This window comes from Bacillus sp. JZ109 (genome assembly GCF_053903135.1).
Genome location: NZ_CP096388.1, coordinates 2,831,568 through 2,844,446, shown reverse-complemented (window position 1 = coordinate 2,844,446; position 12,879 = coordinate 2,831,568). Strand labels below are relative to the sequence as shown.

Genomic DNA, 12,879 nt, shown 5'->3' with positions numbered 1-12,879 from the left:
AGAAGAGCATGAAATTTGCCGTATCATCAAAAGGAGATCAAGTTTCTGATACGCTGAAAAGCAAAATACAGGCGTATTTATTGGATTTTGATATGGAACTGGATGAAAATGAACCGGAAATCGTTATTTCAGTCGGAGGCGACGGAACGCTTTTGTATGCTTTTCACAGATACAGCGACCGCTTGGACAAAACAGCATTTGTCGGCGTTCACACAGGTCATCTGGGTTTTTATGCCGACTGGGTTCCTCATGAAATTGAAAAACTTGTTCTTGCCATCGCGAAAACGCCGTATCATACAGTCGAATATCCGCTTCTCGAAGTCATTGTGACCTATCACGAAAACGAGCGGGAAGAAAGATACTTAGCTTTGAATGAATGTACGATTAAAAGCATCGAAGGAAGCCTTGTTGCTGATGTGGAAATCAAAGGGCAGCTCTTTGAAACCTTCCGGGGCGACGGCCTCTGCCTGTCAACTCCATCAGGCAGCACAGCCTACAATAAGGCGCTGGGCGGAGCGATTATCCATCCGTCTATCAGGGCGATCCAGCTTGCGGAAATGGCTTCAATTAATAACCGCGTGTTCCGTACGGTGGGGTCACCTCTGCTTCTCCCATCCCATCATGATTGCATGATTAAGCCGAGAAACGAAGTTGACTTTCAAGTGACGATTGACCATTTAACCCTTCTCCATAAGGATGTAAAGTCGATCCGCTGCCAAGTTGCATCCGAAAAAGTGCGGTTTGCGAGATTCCGTCCGTTTCCATTTTGGAAAAGAGTCCAGGATTCGTTTATTGGAAAAGGTGAATAGAAAGAGGACATATCGTGGAGCATTTTTTTATCAGAAAGAACATTACTTCCGCTGAGGACGGGATGACTGTAAAGGAATATGCCAGTGAACTGGGAATTTCAAAACGTCTGCTGACCGATATTAAGTTTGGCGGGGGCGACCTGCAGATTAACGGTGAGCATGTGACGGTCAAATACGTTTTGAAAGAGGGAGATCTTCTTATCGTGAAGTTTCCTGAGGAGCAGGTGAGCGAGACGCTGTTGGCAGAGCCTGTTCCGCTCGATATCCTTTATGAGGATGAACATGTGCTTGTGATAAACAAGCAGCCGTATGTGTCATCAATCCCTTCGAGAGAGCACTCCTCCGGCAGCATTGCCAATGGAATTATTGATCATTATCAATCAACCGGAGTGAGGGCGACAGTTCATCTTGTCACCCGGTTAGACCGGGATACATCAGGTGTCATGCTTGTTGCCAAGCATCGATTTGCCCACTCCATTTTATCGTCTGCGCAAAAAAACGGCCTTGTGAAACGCCGGTATGCGGCAGTGGTTCACGGGCGGATGGCACAGATGGAGGGAACAGTCGATGCTCCGATTGGCAGACATCCTGACAGTATAATTGAACGGACGGTAACGCCAGACGGCCAGAAGGCTGTTACGCATTTTTACGTCACATGTGCAAATGACGATATGACCTCGGTGACGTTGCAGCTTGAGACTGGACGAACCCATCAAATTCGTGTTCATATGAGTTATCTCGGGCACCCGTTGTGCGGCGATACACTGTACGGCGGAACGAGACAGGAAATTGGCCGGCAGGCTCTGCACAGCGAGCATCTTTCGTTTATCCATCCGCTGACACAGGAGAACATGACGTTTCATGCTCCACTGCCTCAGGATATGAGAAAACTGATAAAAGGAGAGAATCATTGATTCTCTCCTTTTTTATATGGGGCGAAATCTTGATTCGTCGTAAGGCAGGGAGCTTGGAACAGAGACGGTTTCTATTTCTGGAAAGCGAAAGCCTGTCAGTTGATTTCCGAACACGCAGCCTGTATCAATGTTGATGGTGCGCTTGACCTTCCGAGGCTCTTTCACAGGTGTATGACCGTATACCACCCAAGCCTTTCCGTTATAGGCTGCCGCCCAATCACGTCTGACGGGTCTGCCGTCCGGATATGTTTCACCCGTCACGTCACCGTAAAGCACAAAGTCCTTCACTCTCCGGGTATATTTGCCGATATCGTCAGCTCTTATGCCAGCATGGGCGACAACTAATTCTCCATTATGTAAGATGTCGTAAAGCGGCGCTGTTTCGTACAGCTTCATAAACTGTTCGCTGACTGATTTTCTCTCATCTTTAGAAAGTTCCTCAAGCTCTGCCGCTGTAGTTTCGAGACCATGCATCACTTTTACCGGATTTCCTTTTAAGTAACGATATAATTTATTGCAATGGTTTCCCGGGACATAACGCACAGCGCCTTTTTCGTAAGCGCCGGCTACAAATCGGATGACCTCTATCGATTTGGGCCCTCTGTCAGTTAAATCTCCGGCAAAAACAAGCACCCTGCCTTCTTCATGGATAGGTACTCCATTTTTGATTGTATAGCCAAGCTTTTGGATTAATGCAGTCATTTCGTCATAGCAGCCATGAATATCGCTGATGATATCGTAAGCCATGCGGTATCCTCCTTACCGATTGTTTTATTTATTATGAAGCAAAGTGTTGTGAGTCATCACAAGCTTTTATGTGCAAATTATAGAAGAAGAATCATTTTCTAAACAGGATTAAGACCTTATCACTTTATTTTTCATCATCACCCTTGTTAAAATCGCGTTATGTTTTTTAAAAATGAGGTTTTGTTCTCTGAGTGAGAACTAGCATAACCCTGACTTAAAAAGGAGGTTCTGATTATGGCGCATACATCTGTCGCATCTTTAGTTGTTGTACTTATCGTTGCATTTTTGACACCCATCCTTTTGCATCGGTTTAAACTCAGCATCCCGGTTGTTGTTGCTGAAATCATTATGGGGCTGATAATTGGGAAAAGCGGCCTTAATTTAGTTGTGGAGGGTGACACCTGGCTCCAGACACTCTCTATGCTCGGATTTATCTTTTTAATGTTTTTAAGCGGGCTTGAAATTGATTTTTCGTCGTTTGAGAAAGGAAAGAAAAAGCAGTTCCTGCCGAATGGCAAGGAAGCGCCGAATACGTTTGCTGCGGCATCTGTTATTTTCGTCGGTATTTTTATTTTATCATTGCTCTTGTCCTATGGGTTCGTCTTGGCCGGATTTATCCAAAATGCATTTTTGATGACCCTGATTATTTCAACGATTTCATTAGGCGTTGTCGTTCCAACATTAAAAGAAGAACGGATCATGAATTCGAATATCGGGCAGATTATTTTGCTTGTTGCTGTTATTGCTGATTTGGCCACGATGATTCTTCTTGCTGTTTTTTCTTCTTTATACGGAGAGGACAGCGGAAACATGTGGCTCCTGATGATTCTGTTTGCGGCCGGAGTGGTGCTTTACTTTTTCGGCCGGGTCTTCAAACATCGCTCTTTTGTTCAATCCATGTCAAAAGGGACGATCCAGATCGGGACGCGTGCCATTTTTACGTTAATTATTGTACTCGTTGCCCTGTCTGAATCACTTGGGGCGGAAAATATTCTCGGCGCTTTCTTAGCGGGGGTTCTCGTTTCCCTGCTTTCGCCAAACAAAGAACTTGTTCAGCAGCTGGACTCATTTGGTTATGGGTTCTTAATACCGATTTTCTTTGTGATGGTCGGTGTGAAGCTTGATATTTGGACTCTTTTTCAGGATAAAACAATTTTAATCATGATTCCGCTCCTGCTGCTGGCGCTGTTAGTCAGCAAAATCATTCCTGTCATGTACTTAAAGAAGTGGTATGATAACCGAACCATTTTCGCGTCTGGTTTCCTGCTGACATCAACGCTTTCGCTCGTGATTGCCGCTGCAACAATCGGCCAGCAGCTTCACGTGATCAGTGCAAATATGTCAGGAGCGCTAATTTTAGTAGCCGTCATTGCAAGTATTTTTACGCCGATCTGTTTTAAAAAATTATACAAACGGGAAGAGCAGCCGGAGGAGAAAAAGACGATTACGTTCATTGGCGCCAATCAAATGACTTTGCCTGTTACACTTGAATTGCCAGAGGAAGAGTATGACGTGCGTGTTGTACACGTCTACCAAGAGAATGCGGAGGAAAAGCTGTCAGAATCAGTGTTTGCTGTTGAAACAATTTCTGACTATGAACACGAGACGCTTGAATCACTCGGCATTTTTGAAACGGATATCCTCGTTGTGGCGACAGGAAATGAAGATATGAATGCAGACATTGCATTACTTGCAAAAGAAAAAGGCACAGAAAGAGTCATTGCAAGCGTAGGATCACCGGAGCATGAAGCAGCCCTGAAGGAGCAGGGAATCAGCATCTTTTCTATTCTGCTGTCGACAAAAACGCTGCTTCGCGCACTGATTGAAGCGCCTGGCGTCATGAAGCTGCTCACGAACCAAGAGTCTTCGCTGTATCAAATTAATATGGAGAACAGTAAATATGATGGTGTCATTTTACGGGAATTCCCTTTAACAGGTGACGTCATCTTTGTCAGGATCTTCAGAGGTGTGGACAGCATCGTTCCTCATGGGGATACAAGGCTGAAACTTGGAGACCGTTTAATTGTCACCGGATCTCGGGGGTACGTAACGGATCTTAAGAAAACATTGGAAGGATAAATCTTGACCAAATAAGGATTCGTGTTAATATAGAGGTGCAGAACAATTCAATATGTATTCGTTTAACCACTAGGGGTGTCCTTCATAAGGGCTGAGATAAAAGTGTGACTTTTAGACCCTCATAACTTGAACAGGTTCAGACCTGCGTAGGGAAGTGGAGCGGTATTTGTGTTATTTTACTATGCCAATTCCAAACCACTTTTCCTTGCGGGAAAGTGGTTTTTTTATTTTCAGAGGGGGAATGATTTGTGAAGTTTTCAGAAGAATGCCGCAGTGCAGCCGCAGAATGGTGGGAGGGGAGCTTTGTCCATCCGTTCGTTCAAGGAATCGGTGACGGAACGCTTCCGATTGACCGTTTTAAATACTACGTACTTCAGGATTCCTATTATTTAACGCATTTTGCAAAGGTGCAGTCATTTGGCGCCGCTTATGCGAAGGATCTTTATACAACGGGGCGGATGGCAAGCCATGCCCAAGGTACATATGAGGCGGAAATGGCGCTTCATCGGGAGTTTGCCGAGCTGTTGGAAATCAGCGAGGAAGAGCGTAAGGCGTTTAAGCCGTCTCCTACTGCGTATTCTTATACATCCCATATGTACCGTTCGGTTTTGAGCGGGAATTTCGCAGAAATCTTAGCGGCCTTGCTGCCATGCTATTGGCTCTATTACGAGGTTGGTGAGAAATTGCTGCATTGCGATCCTGGGCATCCGATTTATCAAAAGTGGATTGGGACGTACGGCGGTGACTGGTTTAGACAACAGGTTGAGGAGCAAATCAACCGCTTTGATGAGCTGGCGGAAAACAGCACGGAGGAAGTGCGTGCCAAGATGAAAGAGAATTTTGTCATCTCCAGCTACTATGAATATCAATTTTGGGGAATGGCCTATCGAAAAGAAGGCTGGTCTGACAGCGCCATAAAAGAGGTGGAGGAATGTGGAGCTTCACGCCATAACGGATGACAGCAAGCCGGTAGAAGAGCTAGCGAGAACCATCATTTCGATTCAGAATGAAGTTGATTTTATTCATATTCGGGAACGCTCAAAATCGGCGGCAGATATTTTGAAACTGCTCGAGCTTATTTTTGAAGGCGGTATAGATAAACGAAAACTGGTGATGAACGGGCGCGTGGATATTGCGCTTTTCTCTACTATTCACCGCGTGCAGCTGCCAAGCGGCAGCTTTTCACCGAAGCAGGTCAGGGTCAGATTTCCACACCTTCATATCGGGAGGTCGGTGCATTCACTGGAGGAAGCGGTTCAAGCAGAAAAGGAAGACGCGGACTACGTGCTGTTCGGCCATGTGTTTGAAACGGATTGCAAAAAGGGTCTTGAAGGCAGAGGAGTATCTTTGCTGTCAGATATCAAACAGCGGATTTCCATCCCGGTTATAGCCATCGGGGGGATGACGCCGGACAGGTTAAGAGACGTAAAACAAGCAGGGGCAGACGGCATTGCTGTTATGTCAGGAATTTTCTCTTCCGCTGAGCCCTTGGAAGCAGCCAGACGATATTCCCGCAAGCTAAAGGAGATGCGCTATGAAAAGGCATTATGAAGCAGTGGTGATTGGAGGCGGAATTATTGGTTCCGCGATTGCTTATCATTTGGCAAAGGAAAACAAAAGCACCGCATTGTTTGAAAGCGGAACAATGGGCGGCAGAACGACAAGTGCCGCTGCCGGAATGCTGGGCGCCCATGCCGAATGCGAGGAACGTGACGCGTTTTTTGATTTCGCCATGCACAGTCAGCGTCTGTACAAAGGTCTTGGAGAAGAGCTTTATGCATTATCCGGTGTGGATATCAGGCAGCATAACGGCGGTATGTTTAAGCTTGCATTTTCTGAAGAAGATGTGCTGCAGCTGAGACAGATGGACGATTTGGACTCTGTCAGCTGGTATTCAAAAGAAGAGGTGTTAGAAAAAGAGCCGTATGCGTCTGGTGACATCTTTGGTGCATCTTTTATTCAGGATGATGTGCATGTGGAGCCTTATTTTGTTTGCAAGGCATATGTGAAAGCAGCAAAAATGCTTGGGGCGGAGATTTTTGAGCATACGCCCGTCCTGCATGCCGAACGTGACGGTGAAGCCCTGTTCATCAAGACCCCTAGCGGAGACGTATGGGCTAATCATGTTGTCGTTGCCAGCGGAGTGTGGAGCGGGATGTTTTTTAAACAGCTCGGACTGAACAATGCTTTTCTCCCTGTAAAAGGGGAGTGCCTGTCCGTTTGGAATGATGATATCCCGCTGACAAAAACGCTTTACCATGATCACTGCTATATCGTACCGAGAAAAAGCGGCAAACTGGTTGTCGGCGCGACAATGAAGCCGGGAGACTGGAGTGAAACACCGGATCTTGGCGGATTGGAATCGGTTATGAAAAAAGCAAAAACGATGCTGCCGGCTATACAGAATATGAAGGTGGATCGTTTTTGGGCGGGACTCCGGCCGGGAACAAAGGATGGAAAACCGTACATCGGCAGACATCCTGAGGACAGCCGTATTTTATTTGCGGCGGGCCATTTCAGAAATGGGATCCTGCTTGCTCCCGCAACGGGCGCTTTGATCAGTGACCTCATCATGAATAAAGAGGTCAACCAAGACTGGCTGCACGCATTCCGAATTGATCGCAAGGAGGCGATTCAGATATGATCCTACAGCTGAACGGTAAAGACGTGAAGTGGGAAAAAGACACAGGTACAATTCAAGACCTGCTGGCGTCTTATCAGCTTGAAAATAAAATTGTTATCGTGGAAAGAAATAAAGAAATAATCGGGAAAGAACGCTATCACGAGGTTGAGCTTTGTGATCGTGATGTCATTGAAATTGTCCATTTTGTAGGAGGCGGATGAGCATGTTAACAATTGGCGGAAAATCATTTCAATCAAGATTGCTGCTGGGCACGGGGAAATACCCATCGTTTGACATTCAAAAGGAAGCAGTAGCTGTTTCCGAGTCTGATATTTTAACATTTGCTGTGCGGAGAATGAACATCTTTGAAGCATCTCAGCCGAATTTTCTGGAACAGCTTGATTTATCCAAATATACGCTTTTGCCGAATACAGCGGGCGCCAGCACTGCTGAAGAAGCGGTTCGGATTGCAAGGCTGGCGAAAGCGTCAGGCCTTTGTGACATGATTAAAGTTGAAGTCATCGGATGCAGCCGTTCCTTGCTGCCTGACCCTGTTGAGACATTAAAAGCGTCTGAACAGCTTCTTGAAGAAGGCTTTATTGTGCTCCCGTACACGTCGGATGACGTTGTGCTGGCGAGAAAGCTGGAAGAGCTCGGCGTTCATGCCATCATGCCGGGTGCATCTCCGATTGGATCAGGACAAGGAATCTTAAATCCTTTGAATCTGTCGTTTATTATTGAACAGGCGAAAGTGCCGGTCATCGTGGATGCTGGAATCGGCTCGCCTAAAGATGCGGCATACGCAATGGAGCTTGGAGCGGATGGCGTACTGCTCAATACGGCTGTATCGGGAGCTGACGATCCTGTGAAAATGGCTCGTGCCATGAAGCTCGCGGTGGAAGCAGGACGCCTTTCTTATGAGGCGGGCCGAATCCCGCTTAAGCAATACGGAACGGCAAGCAGTCCGGGAGAAGGTCTTCCTGTATGACGGGCAGGTATTCAAGGCAGGAGCTGTTTGCTCCGATCGGCCCATCCGGCCAGAAAAAATTGAAAGAAGCGCGCGCCGTGATTATCGGCGCCGGCGCGCTCGGAACAGCCAGTGCAGAAATGCTGGTGAGAGCGGGAGTCGGCTCTGTGAAAATTGCCGACAGAGATTATGTTGAATGGAGCAACCTCCAGCGCCAGCAACTTTATACAGAAGATGATGTCAAAAAAGAAATGCCGAAAGCAGCCGCTGCGGAGCGCCGTCTCCGTTCGATTAACAGCGATGTTGATGTGACCGGACTTGTCATGGATGTGACAGCAGAAAATATCTTCGAGCTGATTAGGGATGCATCAATTATAGTGGATGCGGCTGATAATTTTGAAACCCGCCTGATCGTAAATGATGCTGCGGTAAAGGAAGGGATTCCTTTTCTTTACGGTGCCTGTGTAGGGAGCTACGGCCTTACCTTTACCGTGGTGCCGGGTTCTACTCCTTGCCTGCATTGCTTGCTCGATACACTTCCGATTGGCGGAGCAACATGTGACACAGCTGGCATCATCAGTCCGGCTGTTTTGCAGGTAGCAGTCTTTCAGGTAACAGATGCACTGAAGCTGCTGACGGGAGAGGAGTGCGAGCCGGTGCTGCGCTCCTTTGATTTGTGGAAAAACGAGCGGTCAGAAGTGAGAGCGGCCAGTCTCAAACATGACGCATGCCCAAGCTGCGGCACAAAGGATTTTCCGTTTTTGTCATATGAAAATCAAACAAAAGCGGCTGTATTGTGCGGCAGGAACACGGTGCAGATCAGATCATCTATTACGAAAGAAGCGGATCTTGAAGCGCTTGCCGGTCAGCTGAGGCAGGCCGGGCTTGAAGTAGCTGCGAACCCGTATTTAATTTCCTGCCGCTCGGATGATATGAAAATGGTGCTGTTCCGGGACGGCAGAGCTTTGATCCATGGAACAAATGATATTGCCCGGGCAAAATCCATTTATCATAAATGGATCGGGTAATAAAAGGAGTGTAGTGTAATGAGTATATATAAAGCATTGACAATCGCCGGATCAGATTCAGGCGGCGGCGCAGGGATACAGGCTGATATTAAAACCTTTCAAGAGCTTGATGTATTCGGAATGTCTGCGATTACAGCGGTAACCGCTCAAAATACGCTTGGCGTTCATGGGATGCATCCGCTGACTGTAGAGGCGTTGAGACAGCAAATTGACGCTGTTGCTGAGGATTTGAGACCGGATGCAGTCAAAACGGGAATGCTCTGGAATGCCGACATGATTGAAGAAGTGGCAAGAAAAATTGACGAGTACGGATTCAATCGTGTAATTGTTGATCCGGTTATGATCGCAAAGGGCGGGGCATCCTTGCTGCGTGATGAGTCAGTTGCCACCTTAAAGGAGTTGCTCATTCCAAGAAGCTACGCGATTACGCCGAATGTCCCGGAAGCAGAAACGCTGACAGGAATGACAATCAGCTCGCTGGATGACCGGAAAAAAGCAGCGGAGCAGCTCGTCAAGATGGGTGCGCAGCATGTCATTATCAAAGGCGGGCACCAGCCTGAGGACAATCACATTACTGACCTTCTTTTTGATGGCAGCATGTTTATGCAAATCACCCATCCTTATATCAATACGAAGCATACGCATGGCACAGGCTGCACCTTTGCTGCGGCTTTAACGGCCCAAACGGCTAAAGGAGACAGCATCCATCAGGCATTTGAGGTTGCGGCCAACTTTGTCCGTGAAGCGGTGGAAAATACGCTCGGCATCGGATCGGGACACGGGCCGACAAACCATTTCGCTTTTAAACGAAACAGCTTAAATACAAGCCGATGAGATCACCAGCTGATGGTGATCTCTTTTGCGTTTGCTACGGTATGCGCTTTTCATCTGGACAAGGTTATGATATGATAGGAATTAAGATCAGGTACTAATACTATGTCTTTATTAAATATAGGAGGCTTTATACATATGAATTTTTCACTTGAAGGCCGCAACATTGTTGTGATGGGGGTAGCCAACAAACGCAGCATCGCCTGGGGCATTGCGCGTTCTTTACATGAAGCGGGTGCACGTTTGATCTTCACATATGCAGGCGAACGCTTGGAGAAATCTGTTCATGAGCTTGCCGGAACGTTAGACCGCAACGATTCCATCATCCTTCCTTGCGATGTAACAAACGACGCAGAAATCGAAACTTGCTTCGCAAGCATTAAGGAGCAGGTCGGTGTAATCCACGGTATCGCGCATTGTATCGCGTTTGCCAACAAAGAAGAGCTTGTCGGCGAATACTTAAACACAAATCGTGACGGCTTCCTTTTGGCTCATAACATCAGCTCATATTCTCTGACTGCTGTTGTTAAAGCGGCACGTCCGATGATGACTGAAGGCGGAAGCATTGTCACTTTGACGTACCTTGGCGGAGAGCTTGTGATGCCAAACTACAACGTCATGGGTGTAGCGAAAGCTTCTCTTGATGCAAGTGTGAAATACTTAGCTGCTGACTTGGGAAAAGAAAATATCCGCGTTAACAGCATTTCTGCCGGTCCGATCAGAACATTATCTGCTAAAGGCATCAGCGATTTCAACTCCATTTTAAAAGATATCGAAGAGCGTGCGCCGCTTCGCCGCACGACAACACCTGAAGAAGTGGGCGATACAGCTGCGTTCTTATTCAGCGATATGTCCCGCGGGATTACAGGTGAAAATCTTCACGTTGATTCAGGTTTCCATATCACTGCCCGCTAAGCAGGATCTATATCAAGCAATCCCGAATAGGGATTGCTTTTTTATTTCTTCTGATTTTCAGCTTTCTGTCATATAGATAGAATATGACACAATCGGAGGGATGAAGATGTCTAATAAGAAAAGAAACGCGGATAAAAAACCGCTCATGTATATTGTTCAGCCGGATTATGCAGAAACCACAAGGTCATCCATGCAGGAGATTGTCATCAAAAGAAAGGCCGACAAACCCGCTCCTCCAAAAGCTGAGGAAAAGCCGGCTTACCATGAGAAGCAGCAGGAGGAAGTTGTGGCACAAGATGTCCTGCAAGCAGACCAAAAGCCTGCAGCCGAACCAGTGAGTCAGCAAACACAAGAGGTGAGGGAGCCAGAGAACATAAAGAACCAGCCGGAGGAGAAAGCAGAGCCGCAGGCCGTAGAAGAACCCGTCGAACACGAGCCCCCGAAAGCAGAAAAAAAGGAAGAGCCTGCACTTGAGGCCCGGAAGCCTGAAAAAGAACCGGAAGCTGTCCATAGTGCTGATAAAGCGGAGGAAAAAGCACCGCCGGCACGAAAAGTGAAAAAACCGATGAGCAAGATGACGATCCACGAAAAAATTGATTTTTTAACAAAGCTGCCTCATAACATGCCGAGAGCGCTTTGTTTGATTGAAGCCAATGGAAGAACGTACAGGGGCGTGATTGTCGGAAGAAGAAATGATTCTGTCCTGCTTCGAACAACCGGAAACGGAGCCCCAACCGAGCTGGCAATCGATGATATTACCTCTCTGCACCCGCTCGGTTTTTAACGAAAAAGAAAAAAGCTGCCCGGCTGATGTTGCCGGACAGCTTTTTTTACATAGAGAAAAGCCTGCAGGCCTGCAAGCTTTTCCAGCTTATGATTAATGATGATGTGTACGATTGATTAATCGAGGATTTAAGCAGTTGATTGCGCAGAAGCAGTCTAAGTCAACTTCAATACAGTAGTTCGTTTTTTCGAGTCGGAACACTTCACACACCGTATCTTTATCGGTGAAGTCCAAAATGTGTTTGTGTTCGTCAAATGCGATTAATAATGACAGTGTTGCGCAGCTTCCATGCACTCTTTCGACCCTGAAAAATACTGTATTAAAGCAAGGGCCGTTATCGAGTTCGCCGACATTTCCGAAGGCGACTAATGGCGTTGATTTTGATGTAAATATTGCAAAAGGCACTGTGTCGCCTAACGAATGGCTTACAGATAAAAGCTTAGAGTGGCAGCCGGTCGGGCAGTCTTCTTCAACAGCGTTTTGCAGATCTTCAATATTTTCTACAGCTTCACGCACGCAGCTTGATGTTTTCTGGCTCATATTATCCCTCCTGCCTTATAAATTTGAGACTGGCGAAATGATGGAGAGTCAGCTGCCTCACGCTGGAAGCAGCTGAATGATTTGCACCTGTAATAGAGTTTGGAAGGGGATTCCTCTTTACAAGTGTTTATCCATTGTGATGATGCTTTTTATCTTTGTGAGGCGATGTTCTGTCAACTAGCTCTGGTGACAGGCACTGAATCGCGCAGAAGCATCCGAGATCCACTTCAATGCAGAAATCTGTTTTTTCTAGCCCGAAGAAATCCGGGTCGCAAGGGTGGCAAACACTTAAGGTATCGCCTTTGACATCGACCGGGCGTAAAATAGACAGTGTTGCACAGCAATCGCATAATTTTTCGACGCGGAAGAAAATGGATTCAAAGCATTGCATATCATCCACAAATCCCCCTACGTTTCCGAATGTGGAGAACAATCCGCCTTTTTTATCAAAAACGAGAAACGGAATTGTGTCTTTTCCAGCAATCGTAGGGTTTAAAAGGTTGGTATAGCAGCCAGTCGGACACTGTTCTTCAACTGCCTCCTGCTCTGCTAAAATCTTTTCCACTGCATCGCATACACAGTTCTCATGCCGGCCATGGGTTTTTCCGCAGCTCATTGATTTCAGCTCCTTCTTTATAGGGT

General features: G+C 46.7%; 15 protein-coding genes and 1 riboswitch. Of the genes, 12 read left to right on the top strand and 3 right to left on the bottom strand.

All coding sequences use genetic code 11. The features are described from left to right. The first annotated feature begins 8 nt into the window (after positions 1 to 8). On the top strand, positions 9 to 809 hold the full coding sequence (locus M1D94_RS15015; protein ID WP_003232918.1) for an NAD kinase: 801 nt from the start codon (positions 9 to 11) through the stop codon (positions 807 to 809). Positions 810 to 823: 14 nt separating this feature from the next. Next, positions 824 to 1,723 carry an RluA family pseudouridine synthase gene (locus M1D94_RS15010; protein WP_175291444.1) on the top strand — a complete coding sequence of 300 codons (900 nt, stop codon included), beginning with the start codon at positions 824 to 826 and terminating at the stop codon, positions 1,721 to 1,723. Positions 1,724 to 1,735: 12 nt separating this feature from the next. Here the strand turns inward: M1D94_RS15010 and prpE are convergent, their stop codons facing one another. Beyond that, on the bottom strand, positions 1,736 to 2,470 hold the full coding sequence (gene prpE / locus M1D94_RS15005; RefSeq protein WP_032725412.1) for a bis(5'-nucleosyl)-tetraphosphatase PrpE: 735 nt from the start codon (positions 2,468 to 2,470) through the stop codon (positions 1,736 to 1,738). A 234-nt stretch (positions 2,471 to 2,704) separates the two neighbouring features. On the opposite strand from prpE, the gene M1D94_RS15000 reads away from it, so the two are divergent. From M1D94_RS15000 to cotO, 10 genes are all read left to right on the top strand, one after another. Continuing rightward, positions 2,705 to 4,549 (top strand): monovalent cation:proton antiporter family protein, encoded by a 1,845-nt coding sequence (locus M1D94_RS15000; protein WP_015715673.1) that lies wholly within the window; start codon positions 2,705 to 2,707, stop codon positions 4,547 to 4,549. 61 nt (positions 4,550 to 4,610) lie between these two features. Continuing rightward, positions 4,611 to 4,719: riboswitch (TPP riboswitch) on the top strand. A 78-nt stretch (positions 4,720 to 4,797) separates the two neighbouring features. Beyond that, complete coding sequence (tenA, locus tag M1D94_RS14995; RefSeq protein ID WP_003232909.1) at positions 4,798 to 5,508, top strand: thiaminase II; 711 nt, start codon at positions 4,798 to 4,800, stop codon at positions 5,506 to 5,508. Further along, positions 5,483 to 6,100: a thiazole tautomerase TenI gene (gene tenI / locus M1D94_RS14990; RefSeq protein ID WP_456270269.1), complete on the top strand. Its 618-nt coding sequence runs from the start codon at positions 5,483 to 5,485 to the stop codon at positions 6,098 to 6,100. The genes tenA and tenI overlap by 26 nt, the downstream gene beginning before the upstream one ends. Continuing rightward, positions 6,084 to 7,193, top strand: a complete 1,110-nt coding sequence (gene thiO / locus M1D94_RS14985) for a glycine oxidase ThiO (protein WP_434517744.1) — start codon at positions 6,084 to 6,086, stop codon at positions 7,191 to 7,193. Before tenI ends, thiO begins: the two co-directional genes overlap by 17 nt. Next, entirely contained in the window at positions 7,193 to 7,393 is a 201-nt protein-coding gene (gene thiS / locus M1D94_RS14980; RefSeq protein ID WP_072173897.1) for a sulfur carrier protein ThiS, read from the top strand. The genes thiO and thiS overlap by 1 nt, the downstream gene beginning before the upstream one ends. After that, the gene (gene thiG / locus M1D94_RS14975; RefSeq protein WP_010886483.1) at positions 7,390 to 8,160 is read left to right on the top strand and encodes a thiazole synthase; all 771 of its coding nucleotides are present in this window, start codon (positions 7,390 to 7,392) and stop codon (positions 8,158 to 8,160) included. The genes thiS and thiG overlap by 4 nt, the downstream gene beginning before the upstream one ends. Beyond that, complete coding sequence (gene thiF / locus M1D94_RS14970; protein ID WP_033883575.1) at positions 8,157 to 9,167, top strand: thiazole biosynthesis adenylyltransferase ThiF; 1,011 nt, start codon at positions 8,157 to 8,159, stop codon at positions 9,165 to 9,167. The genes thiG and thiF overlap by 4 nt, the downstream gene beginning before the upstream one ends. Positions 9,168 to 9,185: 18 nt before the next feature. Beyond that, entirely contained in the window at positions 9,186 to 10,001 is an 816-nt protein-coding gene (thiD, locus tag M1D94_RS14965; protein ID WP_434517745.1) for a bifunctional hydroxymethylpyrimidine kinase/phosphomethylpyrimidine kinase, read from the top strand. A gap of 135 nt (positions 10,002 to 10,136) precedes the next feature. Then, positions 10,137 to 10,913, top strand: coding sequence for an enoyl-ACP reductase FabI (gene fabI / locus M1D94_RS14960; protein WP_003232896.1), 777 nt, complete (start codon positions 10,137 to 10,139; stop codon positions 10,911 to 10,913). A gap of 100 nt (positions 10,914 to 11,013) precedes the next feature. Next, on the top strand, positions 11,014 to 11,697 hold the full coding sequence (gene cotO, locus M1D94_RS14955; protein WP_128740221.1) for a spore coat protein CotO: 684 nt from the start codon (positions 11,014 to 11,016) through the stop codon (positions 11,695 to 11,697). A 93-nt stretch (positions 11,698 to 11,790) separates the two neighbouring features. Here cotO and cotZ read toward each other — a convergent pair whose 3' ends face one another. After that, positions 11,791 to 12,237, bottom strand: coding sequence for a spore coat protein CotZ (gene cotZ / locus M1D94_RS14950; RefSeq protein ID WP_003244982.1), 447 nt, complete (start codon positions 12,235 to 12,237; stop codon positions 11,791 to 11,793). Between the two features lie 127 nt (positions 12,238 to 12,364). Next, a complete protein-coding gene (gene cotY / locus M1D94_RS14945; RefSeq protein ID WP_003239243.1) occupies positions 12,365 to 12,853 on the bottom strand; it encodes a spore coat protein CotY in 489 nt (162 codons plus the stop codon). Between the last annotated feature and the right edge of the window lie 26 nt (positions 12,854 to 12,879).

Coding starts and splice junctions, on each gene's coding strand:
- thiO (WP_434517744.1), top strand. CDS start 6,084: ATGAAAAGGCATTATGAAGCAGTGGTGATTGGAGGCGGAATTATTGGT.
- cotY (WP_003239243.1), bottom strand. CDS start 12,853: ATGAGCTGCGGAAAAACCCATGGCCGGCATGAGAACTGTGTATGCGAT.
- thiD (WP_434517745.1), top strand. CDS start 9,186: ATGAGTATATATAAAGCATTGACAATCGCCGGATCAGATTCAGGCGGC.
- M1D94_RS15015 (WP_003232918.1), top strand. CDS start 9: ATGAAATTTGCCGTATCATCAAAAGGAGATCAAGTTTCTGATACGCTG.
- prpE (WP_032725412.1), bottom strand. CDS start 2,470: ATGGCTTACGATATCATCAGCGATATTCATGGCTGCTATGACGAAATG.
- cotZ (WP_003244982.1), bottom strand. CDS start 12,237: ATGAGCCAGAAAACATCAAGCTGCGTGCGTGAAGCTGTAGAAAATATT.
- fabI (WP_003232896.1), top strand. CDS start 10,137: ATGAATTTTTCACTTGAAGGCCGCAACATTGTTGTGATGGGGGTAGCC.
- thiG (WP_010886483.1), top strand. CDS start 7,390: ATGAGCATGTTAACAATTGGCGGAAAATCATTTCAATCAAGATTGCTG.
- M1D94_RS15000 (WP_015715673.1), top strand. CDS start 2,705: ATGGCGCATACATCTGTCGCATCTTTAGTTGTTGTACTTATCGTTGCA.
- thiF (WP_033883575.1), top strand. CDS start 8,157: ATGACGGGCAGGTATTCAAGGCAGGAGCTGTTTGCTCCGATCGGCCCA.
- cotO (WP_128740221.1), top strand. CDS start 11,014: ATGAAGATGTCTAATAAGAAAAGAAACGCGGATAAAAAACCGCTCATG.